Genomic DNA, 20,037 nt, shown 5'->3' with positions numbered 1-20,037 from the left:
AAGATGAAGCAAGCCAGCAGCGAAATTCCTGCATTACATGAAATGTTCCGGGATGCCTTCAAGATAGGGGCTGCCGTCAGTACTGGCATTATATCTGCTCAGGGTTCTTTCATTGCCAAGCATTACAACAGTATTACTGCCGAGAATGAAATGAAGCCGGTAGAGCTTCAGCCGGAGGAAGGGAGCTATACCTTCGATGCTGCGGACCGTATCTTTGAATTCGCAGAGGCACATGGAATCGGCGTCCGGGGACATACGCTTCTATGGCATAATCAGACAGGGGACTGGATGTTCCGGAATGCAGAGGGCGGCCCTTGCAGCAGAGAGGAATTACTGACCCGCCTGCAGACTCACATCAACACGGTTGTGGGGCGTTACCGGGGACGGGCCTACGCCTGGGATGTGGTTAATGAAGCTATTGAGGATAAATCCGATCAATATCTGCGGGAGACCCGCTGGCTGGAGATGATCGGCGAGGATTATCTCCGCCATGCTTTTGAGATGGCACATCAGGCGGACCCTGACGCTCTTCTGTTCTACAACGACTATAATGAGACCGATCCTGTCAAAAGCGTCAAAATCCACAAGCTGGTCCGCAGCCTGCTCGATCAGAATACGCCGATCCATGGCATAGGTATGCAGGGGCATTGGAATATCTATGGCCCGTCCATTGAAGAAATCCGCAGCGCCCTGGAGCTGTACGTCTCTCTGGGACTCAAAATTCAGATCACGGAGCTAGATATCTCGATGTTCCGTCATGACGATAAACGCACGGACTTGAAAGCGCCAACAGAAGAGATGCTGAGGCTCCAGGAGGAGCGATATGCGGAGATCTTCGCCCTCCTGCTGGAATACAAAGATTCCATTGATTCGGTGACCTTCTGGGGCGTGGCCGATGATTATACCTGGCTGGACGGCTTCCCGGTCCGCGGACGCAAGAACTGGCCGTTCCTGTTCGACGAGCAGAAGCAGCCCAAGGCTTCATTCACACGGCTGGCCGGTCTGACGGCTTCGCAATCTTAATCAATAATGGAGGGAATTAAATGACAACTCAGCTGAATCAGGCTACCGGAAAGGTACCGCCTAACGGTAATCCGCTTGTAGCACACAGATACGGAGCTGACCCTTACGCCCTGGTATTCGGGGACAGAGTCTATCTGTACATGACCAACGACGCGCTGGAATATGATGAGAGCGGCGTGGTGAAAGAGAACTCTTACAGCAGTATCAATACCATTACCGTTATCTCTTCCGCCGACCTGGTCAACTGGACCGATCATGGCGCGATTGCCGTGGCCGGACCGGAAGGCGCAGCGAAGTGGGCTACCCAGTCCTGGGCACCGGCAGCGGTTCATAAGGTGATTGGCGGTAAGGACAAGTTCTTCCTGTACTTCGCCAATAATGCCAGCGGAATTGGGGTTCTGTCGAGTGACAGTCCGGTGGGGCCATGGGTTGACCCTATCGGGGAAGCGCTGATTCTGCGTTCCACGCCCGGGGTTGAAGATGTGACCTGGCTGTTCGACCCGGCCGTTCTGGTCGATGACGACGGCAAGGGCTACATTTACTTCGGAGGCGGTGTCCCGGAAGGGCAGTTCGCAGAGCCGGGCACAGCCCGGGTGATGAGACTGGGTGAGGATATGACCAGCGTAGTGGGTACTGCCGAAGTGATTCCGGCCCCGTTCATGTTCGAGGATGCCGGGATTCATAAGCGGAACGGTGTCTACTACTATACTTACTGCTCGAACTTCTATGACGGTGAACGGCCGGAGGGCAGCCCTCCTGCGGGAGAGATCGCCTATATGACGAGTGACAGTCCCATGGGTCCCTGGACTTATCAGCGGACGATCCTGAAGAATCCGGGACATTTCTTCGGAGTTTCCGGGAACAACCACCATGCGGTATTTGAATTTCATGACAGCTGGTATATTGCTTATCACGCTCAGACCTTGTCCAAGGCCCAAGGGATTGCGAACGGCTACCGCTCCACGCATCTTAACCGCCTGACTCATACTGAGGACGGTTCCATTCAGGAGATTCAAGCTGACTATGAGGGCGTGCAGCAGCTTGGCACACTGAATCCGTATGAACGCATTCCGGCGGCAACGTTGGGCTGGAGCGCAGGGGTGAAGACAGCATTCCTCACTGCGGGAGGAGAGCAGGTTGTAACGGATATTGAGAATGGCGGCTGGATCGGATTATCCGGAGTGGACTTCGGGAGCCGGGGAGCAGAGACGTTCCTGGCTTCGGTTCTGGGTCTTGAAGCCGGTGGTGTACTGGAGCTGCATCTCGATGAACCGGCAGGCCCGCTTGCCGGCAAACTGTCCGTGCCTGCAGCGAACGGGGCAGAATGGACGGAGCTGAAGACGGAGGTTCATGGAGCTGTAGGAGTGCATTCACTCTATCTGGTATTCACGGGCGCGAGCGGCAAGGGCTTGTTCAAGCTGGCAGCTTGGCAATTCACGGCAGAAGCATAACTAACCTCAAGGGGGCTAATACATTGAATATCGCCACCATCACCAATCCTGTACTGTGGGCAGATGTCCCGGATGTGGATGTCATCCGGGTCGGCCCTGTGTTCTATATGGTCAGCACCAGTATGCACTCCATGCCGGGCTGTCCGATTATGAAGTCGGAGAATCTGTACGACTGGGAAATCGTGAATTATGTCTATGACACCTTCGAGGATCACGAGGCCCACCGGCTGGAAGACGGCCAAGGAATATATGGCAGCGGTTCTTGGGCGGCCTCCCTCCGTTATAAGGACGGGGTATACTATGTATGCTTCTCCTCCAATGATATGGACCAGTTCTATATCTACCGGACGGAAGACATCGAGCAGGGACCTTGGGAGCGTTCGGTCATTCCAGGACTCCATCATGACCCGGCTCTGCTGCTGGACGAAGATAACCGCAATTATGTGATCTATGGCAACGGGGACATCCGGATCAAGGAGCTGACAGCGGATCTGACGGCTGTGAAGCCCAGCGGAACGGATCTGCTGCTGCTGGAAGGCGAACGGGAAGACATCGGCCTGCGGATTGAAGGCTGTCATGCGCATAAGCGGAACGGCTATTATTATCTGTTCTTCATTGAATGGCCGAGAACCGGCAATCAGCGCAGACGCCAGCTATGCTACCGTTCCCGGGAGCTGCTGGGTCCTTACGAGTGGAGGGTTGTTCTGGATGATGATCTGGGCTACCAGAATAACGGTGTCGCGCAAGGCGGCATTATTGATACACCGGACGGAGACTGGTACGCAGTGCTGTTCCAGGATCATGGGGCTGTCGGGCGGATTCCCTGTGTCCTCCCTGTAAGCTGGGAGCAGGATTGGCCGGTGATCGGGGAGAATGGTGAAGCGCCTAAAGTGTTCCAGACGAAGCTACCTGCGGGTGAGCCGAAACCGCTGGTGATCAGCGATGAGTTCGAATACAGCAGCGACCGGCTGGCGCTGAACTGGCAGTGGAACCATAATCCTGACAACGGGCTATGGTCGCTCACCGAGCGGCCGGGTTATCTGCGGCTGCGCACCGGACGCACAGCAGACAGCATCCTGCGGGCGCGCAATACGCTGACCCAGCGGACGGAGGGTCCGGCATGCAGTGCGGAGACCCTGATTGACCTCTCAGGCATGCAGACCGGCGACAGGGCAGGGTTGGTTGCCCTGCAGAACGGGTACGGGACGGTCGAGGCTGCCGCCTTGGAGCAGGGCGGCTTCAGCGTGAGCATGTGCGTTAACAGCGGTGAGGGCTTCCCGCAGACGGTGGAGAGTATTCCATTCACCGGCAACAGGATATATCTCAGAATCGATTTTAATTTCAAAGATAGCGTGGACCAGGCCCATTTCTTCTATTCGGCGGACGGGGCGGTCTGGAAGGCTATTGGCGGGACGCTTCATATGAAATATACGCTGGATCATTTCATGGGCTACCGGATGGGCTTGTTCAATTATGCAACCGGGTCATCCGGCGGTTATGCCGATTTCGATTATTTCCGTTATCGCAGGCAGGGCTAAGTCCGGGTCTTGAACCGGGTAGCATAAACGCTTGGAGTCATGGAAGTGTTCTGTTTGAATATTCGTCCGAAATACGTCAGGTTGGAGAATCCGACCCGGAAGGCCACCTCCTGAACCGGATACTGGTGAAGCTGAAGCAGCCGGCAGGCTTCGTATACCCGCAGCATGTTCACATATTCAATCAAGGTTTTTCCAGTGTTTTTCTTGAACAGGTGACAGAAATAGTTGGGGGTCACGCAGCAGATCCGGGCGGCTTCCTCCACAGTCAGTGGTTCATGGAAATGGTTGCTAAGATGAATCAGCAAAGGCTGAATGCCTGTCTCCTGACGGTCTTTTTTGGAAGGCGGTGCTTTGAATTCTGCCAAGGGATAAGCAAGACCCAGGGAAGAGAACAAGCCGCCTTTGATACATAATTCATAACCCGGGCTTTTGTTCTGATAGCTGTACACGATCTGTTCAATACATGCTCTTATCCGCCGGGTAACCGGCTGATCCGAACTATAAAAGGCGGGCAGCCGGATCTCGCCGGAGAGCAGTGGCCGGATGTGCTGAAGCTCGGTAAGATCTCTCATCCCGTTCAGCAGAGCTTCGTTATAGACGACTGCATACAGCTCGCTGCCCTCTTCTGTAGGATAGGCCGCGTGGATCTGGGGCCGGCCGACAAAGGCCAGCTCCCCTTCCACAAGTTCTCTGGAACTAGGACCGACCTGCACCCGGAAGCTGCCCTTGGTAATTAGAATCCATTCGAGATGGTCGTGCCAATGAGGCGGAATGATGCTGCGGTCCGGAAAGCAGATATGAAACACATTGATGGGAAACAGGCCCTCGGGAATCTCCGTGTGCTCTTTTTTCCATGGATAAGGCTTGTCCTCGAAAGCTACACTCATCTTAATCCCTCCACAAAAACGTAATATCGTATGATAGATGCGTACTTTTATGTATAGTATCGCGGCTTCGCACTCTTTATAATGTGGTTGCAACCTTATTATAGAACTGTTGGAGGGATCACGCTATGTTTCGTGAAGAGAATGGCAGACTGATCAGAGAATATGACCATGAGAGAGTCTGGATAGAGCCTTGGGGAGAGCATTCGCTGCGTATCCGGGCTTCGTATTCAGAGATCACCGATGAACAGTGGGCGCTTCTGCCGGCAGAGCAGACCTCAAGCAAGATAACCATTACCCAAGAACGTTCGACCATCGTGAATGGGAATATCCGGGCGGAGATGACAGGCAAGGGCCAGATCTTCTTCTATAACCAGCATGGCAAGCTGTTGCTTAACGAAACGGAAGATACGTATCAGTTAAAATATGGCGGCAGAGAGCTTGCTGCCGTTCCCGGCAGCAGCGATTTCTCTGTGAAGCTACGGTTGGAAGCCGATCCGTTAGAGAAGCTGTACGGCATGGGGCAATACCAGCATTCCTTCCTGAATCTGAAGGGCTGTTCGCTGGAGCTGACTCACCGCAACAGCCAGATCAGTATTCCGTTTGTGCTGTCAAGCGCCGGTTACGGGTTCCTGTGGCATAATCCGGCCATCGGGCAGGCGCATTTCAGTCTGAATGTTACAGAATGGACCGCCCCGTCGTCCAAACAACTGGATTATTGGATCACTGCTGGGGATACGCCTGCCGAGATCGAAGAGGCGTATGCCAAGGCAACGGGAACCGTTCCGATGATGCCGGATTACGGTATGGGGTTCTGGCAATGCAAGCTCCGCTACCGCACGCAGGAGGAATTGCTGGAGGTGGCCAGAGAGCATAAACGGCGGAACCTGCCGATTGACGTTATCGTCATTGATTTCTTCCACTGGACGAATCAGGGAGACTGGAGATTTGATCCCGAATATTGGCCTGATCCTGAGGCTATGGTGCAGGAGCTTCAGGAGATAGGCATTGAGCTGATGGTCTCGGTATGGCCGACAGTGCAGACCGAGAGCGAGAATTATCAGGAGATGCTGGAGAAAGGGTATTTGCTCCGTTCGGACCGTGGGGTGCGGACACAATTTCAGTTTTTGGGCCAAAATGCTATCTTTGATGCGACCAACCCTGAAGCCCGCCAGTTCCTGTGGGGGCTGATCAAGCAGAATTATTATGATAAAGGGATCAAGGTATTCTGGCTGGATGAGGCGGAGCCGGAGCTGACCGTCTATGACCATGATATTTACCGTTATCATATCGGCTCCAGCAAGCAGATCGGAAATCTCTATCCGGTGAAATACAGCCAGACCTTCTATGACGGAATGGCCGCTGAGGGACAGGAGAATATCATCAATCTGGTGCGTACCGCCTGGGCAGGCAGCCAGCGCTACGGAGCGCTAGTATGGTCTGGAGATATCCACTCCAGCTTCAAGGTTCTGGCGATTCAGGTGAGGGCCGGTCTGAATATGGCCGTGGCCGGAATTCCCTGGTGGACCACGGACATCGGCGGCTTCCACGGCGGCAATCCGGCAGACGCTTCGTTCCGCGAGCTGATGGTGCGCTGGTTCCAGTATGGCGCGTTCTCTCCGGTCTTCCGGTTGCATGGAGACCGCCAGCCTTTTGTTCCGCCAACCGGTACGCGTGGCGGTGGCGTGTGCGGAAGCGGCTCGGATAATGAAGTGTGGAGCTACGGGGAAGAGGCCTATGCCATCTTCAAGGAATTCATGCAGATGAGAGAGCGGCTGAAGCCTTATATCCGTGGGCTCATGGAAGCTGCCCATGAGAAGGGTACACCTCCGATGCGTCCATTGTTCTATGATTTCCCTCAGGACCCGGCAGCCTGGGATGTCGAAGACCAATATATGTTCGGTCCTGATCTGCTGGTCGCCCCGGTGCTGAGTGAGGGTGAAAGAGCACGTAAGGTGTATCTGCCATCGGGATCACAGTGGACCCATGTCTATTCCGGCAATACGTTTGCCGGGGGACAGGCCATCATGACAGACGCCCCGCTGGAGCAGATTCCGCTGTTTATCCGTGATGATGCAGCGCTGCCGATTCTGGGTGCGGCTGAAGAATAAGGGAATTGGGTCAGGTCAAACAGAGCAGCGATTCTCCTGATTGGAGGAATCGTTGCTCTGTTTTTTGGTCATATGCGGCTTGTTCCAGTTGACTTGTACTTAAATGGATTATAGCGGCTAAAGTGAGGCAGGGAACGGCCTTGGTAGGAGTGGCTGCGCCTGTGGCCGTGGCCCGAGCCCGAGCCCAAGCTAGTTGGATATTCTCCACTTGCTAAGGAGCGGAGGAGCCTGTGCCGGATAGCAGATGGATAAACAGCACTTAATTTGCTATAAATCTGTCGGAGTTGAGAAATGCTTGAAATTAAATGACGTTTATCCAATTAATTCCTCCAAATGCTGCGTAACATCCAAATTAAGATACGTTTATCCAATTAATGATGCTGAATGGATGCTCCCCGTGGATAGCTTGACAGCTAATGTATTCCGATGCCCCCTGTGATCGACAGCTAATGTATGCGGGAACGGTAATCTAACCTAATCTAAGTAAGGATGGATTCGCCTACAGTTGGAGTAAGGATGGATTCGCGTACAGTTGGAGTCTGTCCTCACACCCCCACCATCTAAGGCTCAATGTAGTTCACCTCCCAGTAAGGCTCAACCAGTTCACCTCCCAGGGAGCAACCTATTTACTTCCCAAGGAGCAACCTATTCCTCATCCCTGGGAAGCGGTTGTTTGGCAGCCAGCTTCTCGCGGTAGGCCCGGGGGGAGAATCCGGTAAGCTGCCGGAACTGGCGGCAGAAGTGCTCAACATTCGCATAGCCGCAGAGTGAGGCGATCTCCGCAATTTTGTGCTGGCCATAGCCGAGCCTCTCCTTGGCCAGCCGAATCCGGCAGTGAATGACATCCTCCATGCAGGAGATCCCGAAGGTGGATTTGTAGATGGTCTGCAGGTAGCCGGTGCTGATGTGCAGATGCGCGGCCATAGAGGACACGGTCCAGGGGTGGCCGGGGTTGCTGTACAGCGTCTTACGCAGATCCAGAAGGTTATAGTATTGCGGAGTCAGCTTGTCCTGGGACGCCTCGGACAGCTTATTGAACAAGAGCCGGAACAGGTAGTCAATGGATAGCTCCCGGTAATCGTTCTGGAAGGAGTTCTCCAGCGTCAGCAGCTGAAACAGCTGATGGCAATAGCCGGGGTCCGGCAACGAGAATGGAGTACCGACCGGTAAGACGGTCTCTGTAATATAAGATTCATCCGCATCAAAGCGGACCCAGTCATTCACATACTTCCGCGAGCAGGCGCGGTAATAGATGTTGTGCTTAGGCGGGTACAGGACAGCAGAGTGAGCGGGATACTCCTGCAGTACTCCATTCACTTCAAACAGCGCCGGAGTTTGTGTCAGGACAAGAAGCCAGGCATCCAGCCCTTCCGGTATGCTGTACACGAAATCGTGCTGATGCGCAGCGTCATATTCAACGTAATGTATTGAGGGCATTGGCTTCTCCTTTCTTCGGATAGATCAATTAATGGTCAGTAAATATCATTGTTAGAATTCCGGTGAATCTCTATAATTCATAGTGTATATTATGGGTGAAACTGAATTATGACAGTGGTGATTATATTAATGTTTATTAGAAATTATCAATTTGAAGGAAGGTTATTGATTAATGATACCACAACCAAACGAAGATCGGAAACAGATCCTTTGCTATACAAGGCTGCCGCAGGAGGATATAGTGTACGCTGCGAGACTTGCCCACAGCATGCATCTGGCTTATAGCGCGAACGGGGTTCAGTTTCAGGAACTGAATCATAACTCGGGTGTTCTGTTCGCCAAGGCGACAGAGAATGAAGACGGGACACTTCGGGCCAAGAGCCTGAAGAATCCGTACCTCTTCCATTTAGCCGACGGGAAATACGGCGTAATTGCCGTGCGTACGGAGGCAGACGGCGAAGCCGACGAACAGAGCAAGGGGAAGGTGCTGTTGTTCTCCTCCGCCGATCTGCTGCAATACAGCGAGGTCGGACTGCTGGAGCTTAAGGCCGATACTTTTGTAAGCGATGTCTCCTGCACATATGATCCGGACCGGAACGGTTACCTGATCAGTTGGATAGATGAGCAGGGTAAGGGCTATGAGAATTTCATCGCTGACCTCATGAGCCTTCAGAATGTCTCGGCACCGCAGGAAGCAGAGCCGTTCACTCTGGATACCGTGGTTGCTGATATCGAAGGGATGCTGCCGCGCAATGTGATCTCCGTCTCCGCAGAGATCGAGCGCAGACTCTACTGCAAGCTTACGGTTCCAGAGAATATTGCTGTCGTGGTACCGGACCGTGTGAGTGCGGCTTCGGTTGAGGAAGTGAAGGGTGTCCGGGCAACGGCTCTATACAGCGATGGTACACAGGCGTCCAAAAAAGTGAATTGGAATACGGACGCCATCGACTGGAGCCAGGCAGGAACCTACAGAATTTCCGGGGAGATTCATCAGGAGCATTATTCATTTCCAATCGCACTTGACCGTGCGGACCCGTGCATTGCACAATGGAAGGGGAAATATTATTTCATTGCCACCAATGATGCGGATCAGAATCATACACTGTATATGAGGGAAGCGGATACGATCCCCGGACTGGTAACGGCTGAAGAAGCGCTGATTCTCGATTCATCCACCTATGAACAGATCCGCGGTCTGCTATGGGCACCGGAATTCCATGTCATTGAAGATGAGCTGTATATTTTTCATGCGGCAACCTCTGGTGAATTCTTCTATGAAGAGTCGCATGTGATGAAGCTGCGGTCAGGCGGTCATCCGATGAATGCGGCGGACTGGTCGATGCCGGAGCGTGTGGTGAAGAAGGACGGCACGTATTTGTGCGAAGCGGGCAAGACGATTTCTCTGGATATGACGGTCATCCGCTGGAACGGGAAACTCTATGCGGCATGGTCAGAGCGCCAGTTCGTGCCTGTAGATCTGGGAGCCTGGGTCTATATTGCAACCATTGATCCGCAGGAGCCATGGAAGCTGACCAGTGATCCGGTGCTGCTGACCCGGCCCGATTATGGCTGGGCCAACAATCATACCTTCGTGGATGAAGGTCCGTTTGCCCTCTATGCGGATGACAAGCTCTACTTGACCTTTGCCAGCGCAGCGGTGGATGCCACCTATGTAGTCGGTCTGCTGACTGCAGATAAGGGGGCGGATCTGCTGGATATAGAGAGCTGGACCAAAGGCAATTATCCGCTGCTGACCTCCAGAAGTGTGCCGGGAGAATACGGGCCGGGCCATAATTCCTACGTGACGGACGAGGACGGGGTCATCTGGAATGCCTATCATGCCAGACCGGGAATAGACGGACCGCGAAGCTCCGGCCTGCGCCGGGTGCATTTTGACATTGACGGTGCTCCGGTTCTGGATCTCACAGAGGATAAGGACCTGAAGCCTGAACTGAAGCAGGTATCAATGGAAGTAATCGTAGGCTAGACTGTAGGTCTGGCTAACCGCATAAGCGTCTCCCTACAATCCAGGAACCCTTGACCCTTCACACAGGCCGGGGGTTCTTTTGTTTCGGAGTTGCCGGCAATCGACTTTAATGGAGGAGTGAATACGGAATGTACGGGATTATCATTGTTGACGATGAGCTGTTTGTCCGCAAGGGGTTGATCGAGATGATTGACTGGGAGGATAGCGGTTTCCAGATTATTGATGAGGCGGATAACGGGGAGGATGCGCTGGAGCTAATCCGCGCCAGACGGCCGCATCTGGTGATCACAGATATCCGCATGCCGATCCTGGACGGCATTGGGCTGATTGAGGCTGTGACGCAGGAGCAGCTCGGGACCGAATTTATTATTATCAGCGGGTATAATGATTTCCGCTATGCCCAGCAGGCTGTAAGGTACGGTGTACTCGATTATGTGCTGAAGCCGATTAACGAGCATGAGATTGTGAAAGCGCTTCATAAGTTCCGCGATGAATTCTCGGCTCAGCAGCAGGTCCAGGACCGGCTTCATCTTCATGAAGGGGAGCAGCGGATAGAAGCCCTGATCCGGGGGGAGCCCATGGACCAAGCGCTGGAGGCTTGGGAGCGGCAGTGGACAGAGGCGGGAGCGAGCCAGTTCACCTACGTCCTGCTGGAGGTCAACAATGTGTTTCCCTGGAGTGACAAGCCTGTGCCAGTGAAGGCGGAGCTGAAGGAAGCGATCCGGCAAGCGGTGCAGCATTTCACTTCAGAGGTTCCTATAGTGTATGAGCACCGACGGTCCTTCGGCTTCATTGTGCCTGATCACTATGTAGGGAAGCATGACGGTGAGCTGCGCAGCTTTCTCACGGATTGTCTGGGCCGGATCTACCGGCGGTTTCCATTGCAGTTCCAAGCGTATGCGGGCAGTCCGGTGAGCTCGCTTAAGGAGCTGAAGCAGTCTTATACTTCGGCCAAGGAGACTGTTGCGTACAAATATGTCCGGCCTGCTCAGCCCATTCTGCTGTTCTCGGATATTGCCGGCATCAAGCTGAACTATACCCATGCCAGCCATGAGGTATTCCGGACTTTAATAGAAGCGATTGAGGAGAATAAGACAGGGGAGCTGCTTGACGCTATCGGCAAGCTGTTTGCAGAATTTCAGGAGAAAATGGTCTCCCAGGAAGCGATGAAGGCGGTGGCCATTCAATGCGTCCATAGTGTACTGCACACCATCCGGAGCATGGAGGGCGATGAGAAGCAGCTGGTGAGCCTTGTGCCGATGATGAACTGGCATGATCATAACATTACTTTGCCGGAGCTGCGTTCCTTATTTGAAGCCTTTGCACTGGAAGCGGCAGAGTGGATACAAGGGCTGTACCAGAGCTACGGCAGCAGCGGGATGTACAGAATCAAGTCTTACGTGGATAAAAACTTCCATGAAAATCTGAATCTGAAACATATCGCGAACCAGTTTTATATGAATTCAGCCTATCTCGGCCAAGTGTTCAAAAAACAATATGGCATGTACTTCAATGACTATCTGCTCCAGCTGCGCATCACAGAAGCCAAAAAGCTGCTGCGGCAGACCGACCTGCGAATCTATGAAATTGCCGAGCAGGTAGGCTTCAAGAATGCCGATTATTTCGTAACCCAATTTGAGAAGCTGGAGCAGAGGACGCCTACAGAATATAGAAACCGGATGGGCAACCGTTAATGCCAGGGAGGGGCTTGTATGAAGCTGTTGAATAACATTCGGCTCAGGAACAAAATGTTCCTGGTGTATTTTCTCGGGATTATTGCTCCGATCATTCTGACGAATATCATCTTCTACAACATTATTACCGGAAATGTGAGGGAGCAGAGAATCAAGGACATCGACCTGGCCGTTGAGCAGATCAAAAATGAGTTCCGGCTGATGGTGGATCAGGCAGTGGGTTTATCCTCTTTTTTCTATGCGGATTACAAAACCAATGAGGTACTGAACCGTAATTTCACCCAGACTGAAGACTATGTGGAAGCCTATGATCTCTATTTGCGATCCACGCTGAACAACTATTCCCCGTTCTCCTCCTCGCTGCAGAACAAGACGATCTATGTGGATAATTCCACACTGCTGAATTCAGGGAATATCGGTATTCTGTCTAATGAGGTCCGGGGGACTGACTGGTATAAGCAATGGATGCAGGAAGCCTCCTCACAGCCGATGTTCGTCCGTATTGAGGACTCCGGCGGCCGCTTCCAATCGTTCTCTCTGCTCCGGCGGATGGATTATTTCGCAGACCGGATGGTCAAGGAGAAGCTGGTGAAGCTTGATTTCAAGACGATTGACCTCATCGAGGTGTTTGCCAATCTGAATGTGCAGGGCGATGTGTATCTGCTGAATCCGGAGGGCCAGATTGAATATACGACCAACCGGGCCGTGGATTGGCGGGGGACTGACAGGCAGCAGTATGCCTCGCTGAAGAAGGAGCATAACATTGATTTCGAGAAGGAATACGGCAGTATCAGCTATCTGTCCGGCTGGCGGATTATCGGGACCGTCAACGAGAATGAGATGTTCAAGGCGGCGCTGAAATCCCGCCATTTCATTCTGTGGTCTGCCTGTCTGATGATGATCATCCCCACCGTCATTATTCTGATTATTACCCGCTCGATCAACTTAAGGATTGTCGAGATCTTAAGGCACATGAAGAAGGTCAAGACACAGCAGTTCCAGATGATCATGCACGGGGAGTCCCGCGACGAAATCGGCCAGCTGACCCTGGAATTCAACAGTATGATTATGCAGATTAAGGCCTTGATTAACGATGTATATCTCACGGAAATTCAGAAGAAATCCCTGGAGCTGGAACGGCGGAAGGCGCAGCTTAATGCTCTGCAGAGCCAGATTAACCCCCACTTTCTGTTCAACGCGCTGGAAACGATACGGATGCGCAGCCTGCTCAAGCATGAGAACGAGACGGCCAAAATCATCCAAAGCATGGCGATGATCCTGCGCAGCTCGCTGACCTGGAATAAGGAATGGGTGAGCGTGGAGGAGGAGCTTGGGTTTATTATGTGTTTTCTGGATATCCAGAAATACCGCTTCGAAGATAAGCTGAGCTACCATATCGATGTGCAGCCTGAAGCCTACGCCTGCTTGGTTCCGAAGATGGTGTTCCTCCCCTTTGTGGAGAACGCCAGCATTCATGGTATCGAGCCGCTGAAGAAGGGCGGAGACATTGAGCTCCGCATCCGGGTGGAGCGGGATGAGGTTGTTTTTCAAGTGGAGGACAACGGGATTGGCATGAGCAGCGAACAGGTGGAGACGCTGTACGGATACCTCAATATGGAGGGGATTATCGGCGAACGCATCGGGATACAGAATGTAATCTACCGGGTCACCATGCTGTATGGCGGGCGAGCAGCCTTCCATGTGGACAGCAGGCCGGGTGAAGGGACGCGGATTGAGCTGAGAATTCCAGCAAATCCATAGTTTTCAAAGAAGAAGCCATAATTTTACGGGTAACGTAGAAATGAAAACGCTTTTATACTAAAGAAGCACTAAATTATGAATACAAAAGGGGGAATAAAAGTAATGGGCAAAACCAAGAGAATATGGCTTCTCGCTCTTACTGCAGTCGTCTCATTATCTATGGTGACCGCTTGCTCGGGGACCAATAATGCCAAGAAGAATACGGGAACAACGGAACCGACAAGCGCTGCAACTACAGAGGCCGAACCCAAGCAGGATAAAGTAACGTTCAAAATCTTCAACGGGGTGGCCGGCTCGAAGGATGGAAATACCAACGAAACGACCATCGGTAAGCTGCTGGAGGAACAGACCGGTGTGAATTTCAAGCTGGAGTTCGTAGTGGGGGATCTCAATACCAAGATTGGAACCATGATTGCTGCCAACGATTACCCGGATGTGCTGATCCCGGATGCCGCTATAGAGGAAGTACTGAATGCAGGCGCGTTTATCCCGCTTGATGAGCTGATTGAACAATATGGTCCGAATATTAAGCGTGTGTATGGCAAATCGCTGAATCAAATGCGGTCCAAGGACGGCAAAATCTATTTCCTGCCGATTGCCGCCCAGGTGAACGACTTTATTCCTGAACCGGAAGCGGGAGCGGGATTCTGGGTCCAGCGCCGTGTGCTGGAGGAAGCCGGCTATCCGAAGATCACAACGCTGGATCAATATATTGAGCTGATCAAAAATTACCGTGAAAAGCATAAGGATGAAAATCTGACAGGCCTGGTGTCCCTTACACATGACTGGAGATTCTTCGCCACCTCCAACCCGCCGATGCACCTGATGGGCTATCCGAATGACGGGAACGTTACGGTGGATACGGGCACCTGGGAGGCCAAAACCTATGCTGGCTCAGAGGCCACCAAGAAATGGCTGAAGGTGCTGAATGATCTCAATGCGAACGGCTTGTTCGATAAGGCATCCTTTGTAGATAACTATGATCAATACATTGCGAAATTGACCTCCCACAAGGTGCTTGGCTTCTTCGATTACCGCTGGCAGGTGGACAATGCGCTGAATGTGCTGAAGGATGCGGCCAGAAAAGATCCTGAGTTGGACGGCTACAAGTACTTCCCGCTGCCGGTTACCTTCGAGGAGGGCACACCGGATGCGTACCTTGATCCTCCGGGCGGACTCGTAACCAACCGCGGAATCGGCATTACAGTCAGTGCCAAAGATCCGGTTAGAATCATCCAGTTCTTCGACAATATGCTGACCGAAGAGAATCAGACTCTCATGTCCTGGGGAATCAAGGGCGAGACGTATGAAGTGAATGAAGAAGGCCGCTACCACCGGACACAGGAGCAGATTGACAAGATTGACGAAGCCTTCAGAGAGAGCTTTGGCTTCAAATACTTCAGCTGGAACTGGCCGATGTATAATACGACCTCTACCCTGGCTAACGGAAATGCCAAGAATGTCGCCAGCCAGCCGGAAGTGTTCCAAATGACGCTGACGGACAAAGACAAAGCTATTCTGGACAAATACGGCGTTCAGACCTACAGCCAATTGTTCGCTGAACCGGTTCCCCGTCCTTACTTCCCGGCTTGGGGCTTCGCCAAGGAGCAGAATTCACCAGAACAGCTCTGGGAAGCGAGCAAGGATGAACTGACGAAGAAGTTCTTCCCTAAGCTGGTGCTAACTACTCCGGATAAATTCGAGACTGTCTGGGAGGACTATATGAAGGAATTCGGCAAGCTCGACACTGCCGGTTACGAGAAATGGACCACCGAACAAGTCAAAGCGAAGGTTGAACTGGCGAACGAGTAGTCACGAAGACGGGGAAGGCCAGACTGCGTCAGCTAGGCTGGTCTTTCCGGTTGCTTGGACTGAATGGTGTGCTGAAGGAGAGAATACGGATGGATAAAAATACGGTACCCGCCCTACCCCGGCCGGCGGCGAGCAAGGAGCCGGGCCGGATCAGGCTGTTTTGCAGGAAGCTGGGTCAGCAGCGGGCTTTGGCTGTGATGTCTGTCCCCTTTTTGATCTGGCTGATTATATTTAAGTATTTGCCGTTATGGGGCTGGAGCATCGCCTTCCAGGATTATAAGCCAGCCAAGAAATTCATGGAGCAGACCTGGATCGGGCTGGAGCATTTCAAATTTCTGTTCGGGGATGACCGGTTTCTCCGGGTACTCCGCAATACACTGGCGATGAGCTCGATCAATTTGTTTTTTGGCTTCGTTACCGCGATTACGCTTGCCTTGCTGCTGAATGAAATACGCAATATTGCCTTCAAACGTGTAGTGCAGACCGTCAGTTATCTGCCGCACTTTATCTCATGGGTCGTTGCCGCAAGCATCATTCAGACGACGTTGTCGCCGGATGGGACCATTAACCAGCTGCTGGTGGGTCTGGGCTTCATTGACCGCGGCAATGAGATTCTGTTCCTGGGTATCCCGGAATACTTCTGGACGATCTTCGGAGCCAGCTCCGTCTGGAAGGATATCGGCTGGAACACGATTGTCTACTTAGCCGCGATGACCACGATTGATCCCACACAGTATGAGGCTGCAGAGATCGACGGCGCGAACCGGTTTAAGAAAATGATCTACGTCACGCTTCCCGGCATCAAGTCCGTTGTGATTGTCCTGCTCATTATGAATATCGGCTATCTGCTGGAATCGGGATTTGAGCCGCAGTACCTGCTGGGCAACGGCATGAATGTGGACTATTCCGAGAACATTGATATATTCGTACTGAAATACGGAATCGCCCAGAGTAATTTCTCCCTGTCCATCGCAGCGGGAATGTTCAAGACCGTCGTCAGCTTCATCTTGTTGTTCCTGGCGAACAATGCCGCGAAGCGCATGGGCGAAGCGAGGCTGTATTAGAAAAGGAGGCGCAGGTATGGAAACCGTAGCTGCCAAACAAAAAAAACTAAACCGCAAACCCAAAATAAGCTCTTCCACCGGCGACCGCTTGTTTGTTATCTGCAATTACTGCTTCATGATCGTATTAATGATCGTTACACTTTATCCGTTTGTGAATGTCCTTGCCGTATCGCTTAACAACGCACAAGACTCCATAAAAGGCGGGATCTACCTGCTCCCGAGAGAGTGGACGCTGGCGAATTACAGTTATATTCTGAAAGAGTCGACGATCTTTCATGCGACATTCATCTCGGTTCTGCGGACCGTTATTGGAACGGTAGTGACCGTCTTCTGCTCAGCCATGCTGGCCTACACGCTCAGCAGACAGGATTATGTGCTGCGCAAATTCATCACCGTTGCTTTTATCATGACGATGTACTTCAACGGCGGTCTGATTCCTAATTATTTGCTGATGCGGGATATGGGACTAGTCGGCACCTTCTGGGTCTACATTCTCCCTGGGATGATCGGCGTGTTCAATCTGATTATCATCCGTTCCTTCATCGAGAATCTTCCCGAGAGTATCATCGAATCGGCAAGGATTGACGGTGCGGGGGATTACAGAACCTTTTTCAGCATCATCCTGCCGTTAACGGTGCCCGTGCTTGCAACGGTGGCGCTGTTCTCGGGAGTGTACCAGTGGAACTCGTGGTTCGATGTCTTCCTCTACAATTCGTCGGATGCCAGACTCAGTACGCTGCAATATGAGCTGCAAAAGATTCTGCAGAATTCCAATACTACCAACGGCACCTCCAGCATCGACGGTATGATTCAGGGCGCCACCGGAGGGCAGCATAATGCGGTAACGCCAATGTCTGTCCGTGCGACGATGACGATTGTGGCCTCAGTGCCGATCATCATGGTGTATCCTTTCCTGCAGAAATATTTTGTCAAAGGCATGATGGTTGGTGGAGTCAAAGGGTAACATCGCGGATAAATGTATAGGAGGAGCGCTTGAGTTATGCTATCAAGCGCTCCTTCTCTTTGTTGTTGCCGTTAACACTAATGGGCTACTCCAGCCAAGCAGATCAGAGGCTGCAGAAAACGCTATCACCCTACTAAAACCAGCCCAATAAATGGTATAATAAAAGGGTTGGGTACTAACCTGTAAGCTTGGGTGAACACCCTTAATTTGCAGATGACTTGCAGGGAAGAGGAGGATTTAAGTAATGGAATATCATGTTGCCATTCAAGGGAGCGATCAGGCGCCGGGTACGGCGGAACAACCTTTCCGCTCCATTTCCCGCGCTGCGGCGCTTGCGTTGCCGGGAGATATCGTTACAGTACATGCGGGGATCTACAGGGAATGGGTCAGTCCCGCCAATGGAGGTACGGAGGACCAGCGGATTGTGTATCAATCGGCCGGAGATGGAGAAGTGGTGATTACCGGTGCTGAGCCGGTAGCCGACTGGCAAGACGAAGGAGACGGTGTCTGGAGTACGAAGGTGCCAAATACCCTGTTTGCTGTCCGCAACCCTTATAAGGTTAAATTGTATGGAGACTGGCTGTTTGAAGGTGCATTCGAGCCGCATTTGGGGGAGGTATACCTTGACGGCAAATCCCTGTATGAATGTGATGGCGTGGAGAAGCTGCGTAATCCCGAGGTATGGCCGCAGGCCAAATATGCAGAGGACTCTTTGCTGCAGTGGTATGCGGAAGCAGACGCTGCCTTCACCCGAATCTGGGCGAACTTCGGCGGCAGAGATCCCCGAAGCGGGAATGTGGAAATCAATGTCCGCCCCTATTGCTTCTGGCCTGAGAAGACCGGCCGCAGCTACATAACGGTCAGGGGCTTTACACTCCGTCAGGCCTCGCCCCAGTGGGCGCCGCCAACGGCTCTGCAGGAAGGGCTTATTGGCCCCCATTGGAGCAAGGGCTGGATTATCGAGGATAACCATATCAGCGAGTCCAAATGTACAGGGATCAGCCTTGGCAAAGAAATATCGACCGGGCATAACGAATGGTCGGATCGCCGCAGCAAAGGCGGAACGCAACGCGAGCAGGAGGTTATTTTCCGCGCACTCCGTCAGGATTGGCATAAGGACAACATTGGAAGTCATATCGTCCGCAATAACTTGATTCATGATTGTGAACAGGCCGGAATTGTCGGCCATTTAGGTGGGGCCTTCAGTCAGATTCTTCATAACCGCATTTTCAATATTCATCATAAACGTATTTTCCACGGGGCAGAGGTGGGCGGAATCAAGCTCCATGCTTCACTGGATACCCAGATTTGCGGGAATGTCATTTACAGCTCCTACCGGGCGTTATGGCTGGATTGGCAGGCGCAGGGCACCCGCATCAGCCGGAATGTATTTTATGACAATCTGTCCGAGGATTTCTTCATGGAGGTCTGCCACGGCCCTTATATGGTGGATCACAACCTGTTCCTGTCGCCGATGAATTTCCGCAATATGGCCCAGGGTGGTGCATTCGTCCATAATCTGTTTGCCGGCAGGTTCGTGGTGCGCCCTGAGCTTACCCGCTATACGCCGTACCATATGCCTCACGAGACAGCAGTGGCCGGGTACAGCAATATTGTGGGCGGTGACGACAGGTATTACAACAATATCTTCCTGCGTGATGAGGATACCGGCAATGAGCATCTTCCGATGACGTTCTTCGAGCATCTCCCGCTTGCCCCAAGGGAGAGCCTTAACGATAACGGTGAACGGGTGATGGACGGTATCCCGGATAATTCCCGCTGTTATCTCCATCCTGTCGGGCTGGGCGGGTACAACGATTACCCGGGTTCCCTGGACAAGCAGTGGTGGGAATACACCAAGGAAGAGATTAAGGCGATGGTGGAGGCCGGGAAGCCGTTCCATCCCGAACAGATGCCCCTTCCAGTAGCGATCCAGGGCAATCTGTATTTGAAAGACGCGGTGCCGAGTACGCATGAGCCGAATGCTAAGGTCTATGCCGATAGGGGTCTTGAGATCGAGGTTGATCCGGTTTCGGGCAAGGTGCAGGTGCATATTGTGAACCCTGAGCTGCTGCGTGCAGCAGCGCCTACAGTAGTCACCACGAATCTGCTGGGCAGAAGCTATCACGCTGAGATGTATTATGAGGAACCGGATGGCTCCCCTTACCGTTTCGACCGTGACTTCTTCAATAAGCAGCGCCCGGACACCCGAGTGACTCCCGGACCGTTTGAGTTATCAGATAATGGCCCAGTGAAAATTGTGCTGTAACACAGAGGAACAGGGGAAGGAATCCACACTTTGTTTATCGAA

General features: G+C 52.5%; 13 protein-coding genes. 11 read left to right on the top strand and 2 right to left on the bottom strand.

All coding sequences use genetic code 11. The annotated features are described in order from the left end of the window. Window positions 1-3 precede the first annotated feature (3 nt). Genes MKZ24_RS25505 through MKZ24_RS25495 form a run of 3 tightly spaced genes read left to right on the top strand, consistent with a single transcriptional unit; the run spans window position 4 to window position 4,012 of the window. On the top strand, window positions 4-1,023 hold the full coding sequence (locus tag MKZ24_RS25505; protein ID WP_042235180.1) for an endo-1,4-beta-xylanase: 1,020 nt from the start codon (window positions 4-6) through the stop codon (window positions 1,021-1,023). Between the two features lie 20 nt (window positions 1,024-1,043). Continuing rightward, window positions 1,044-2,474 (top strand): glycoside hydrolase family 43 protein, encoded by a 1,431-nt coding sequence (locus MKZ24_RS25500; RefSeq protein WP_042235182.1) that lies wholly within the window; start codon window positions 1,044-1,046, stop codon window positions 2,472-2,474. Between the two features lie 23 nt (window positions 2,475-2,497). Continuing rightward, a complete protein-coding gene (locus MKZ24_RS25495; protein ID WP_340788047.1) occupies window positions 2,498-4,012 on the top strand; it encodes a glycoside hydrolase family 43 protein in 1,515 nt (504 codons plus the stop codon). Here MKZ24_RS25495 and MKZ24_RS25490 read toward each other — a convergent pair. Next, the gene (locus tag MKZ24_RS25490) at window positions 4,009-4,899 is read right to left on the bottom strand and encodes an AraC family transcriptional regulator (protein ID WP_042235185.1); all 891 of its coding nucleotides are present in this window, start codon (window positions 4,897-4,899) and stop codon (window positions 4,009-4,011) included. The two genes, MKZ24_RS25495 and MKZ24_RS25490, sit on opposite strands and share 4 nt — an antisense overlap. Window positions 4,900-5,024: 125 nt before the next feature. Here MKZ24_RS25490 and MKZ24_RS25485 point away from each other — a divergent pair, with 125 nt between their 5' ends. Further along, on the top strand, window positions 5,025-7,007 hold the full coding sequence (locus MKZ24_RS25485; protein ID WP_340788044.1) for a glycoside hydrolase family 31 protein: 1,983 nt from the start codon (window positions 5,025-5,027) through the stop codon (window positions 7,005-7,007). Window positions 7,008-7,652: 645 nt separating this feature from the next. On the opposite strand, the gene MKZ24_RS25480 is transcribed toward MKZ24_RS25485, so the two are convergent. Further along, window positions 7,653-8,444 carry a helix-turn-helix transcriptional regulator gene (locus MKZ24_RS25480; RefSeq protein WP_340788041.1) on the bottom strand — a complete coding sequence of 264 codons (792 nt, stop codon included), beginning with the start codon at window positions 8,442-8,444 and terminating at the stop codon, window positions 7,653-7,655. Between the two features lie 241 nt (window positions 8,445-8,685). Between MKZ24_RS25480 and MKZ24_RS25475 the strand changes: the two genes are divergently transcribed. From MKZ24_RS25475 to MKZ24_RS25445, 7 genes are all read left to right on the top strand, one after another. Then, window positions 8,686-10,431, top strand: coding sequence for a family 43 glycosylhydrolase (locus MKZ24_RS25475; RefSeq protein WP_231637836.1), 1,746 nt, complete (start codon window positions 8,686-8,688; stop codon window positions 10,429-10,431). A 128-nt stretch (window positions 10,432-10,559) separates the two neighbouring features. Beyond that, window positions 10,560-12,125, top strand: a complete 1,566-nt coding sequence (locus tag MKZ24_RS25470) for a response regulator transcription factor (protein WP_340788035.1) — start codon at window positions 10,560-10,562, stop codon at window positions 12,123-12,125. An 18-nt stretch (window positions 12,126-12,143) separates the two neighbouring features. Further along, window positions 12,144-13,886, top strand: coding sequence for a sensor histidine kinase (locus MKZ24_RS25465; RefSeq protein WP_042235195.1), 1,743 nt, complete (start codon window positions 12,144-12,146; stop codon window positions 13,884-13,886). A 102-nt stretch (window positions 13,887-13,988) separates the two neighbouring features. Beyond that, window positions 13,989-15,698 (top strand): ABC transporter substrate-binding protein, encoded by a 1,710-nt coding sequence (locus tag MKZ24_RS25460; RefSeq protein WP_340788027.1) that lies wholly within the window; start codon window positions 13,989-13,991, stop codon window positions 15,696-15,698. A gap of 89 nt (window positions 15,699-15,787) precedes the next feature. After that, the gene (locus MKZ24_RS25455) at window positions 15,788-16,762 is read left to right on the top strand and encodes an ABC transporter permease (RefSeq protein WP_340788024.1); all 975 of its coding nucleotides are present in this window, start codon (window positions 15,788-15,790) and stop codon (window positions 16,760-16,762) included. A 16-nt stretch (window positions 16,763-16,778) separates the two neighbouring features. Next, entirely contained in the window at window positions 16,779-17,726 is a 948-nt protein-coding gene (locus MKZ24_RS25450) for a carbohydrate ABC transporter permease (RefSeq protein ID WP_042235201.1), read from the top strand. A 244-nt stretch (window positions 17,727-17,970) separates the two neighbouring features. Next, window positions 17,971-19,995: a right-handed parallel beta-helix repeat-containing protein gene (locus MKZ24_RS25445; protein WP_340788022.1), complete on the top strand. Its 2,025-nt coding sequence runs from the start codon at window positions 17,971-17,973 to the stop codon at window positions 19,993-19,995. The last annotated feature ends 42 nt before the right edge of the window (window positions 19,996-20,037 follow it).

It is taken from the genome of Paenibacillus sp. FSL R7-0297 (assembly GCF_038009025.1).
GTDB lineage: Bacteria > Bacillota > Bacilli > Paenibacillales > Paenibacillaceae > Paenibacillus_AQ.
Note: the sequence above shows the minus strand (reverse complement) of the source record. Positions and strands in the feature narration are given on the sequence as shown.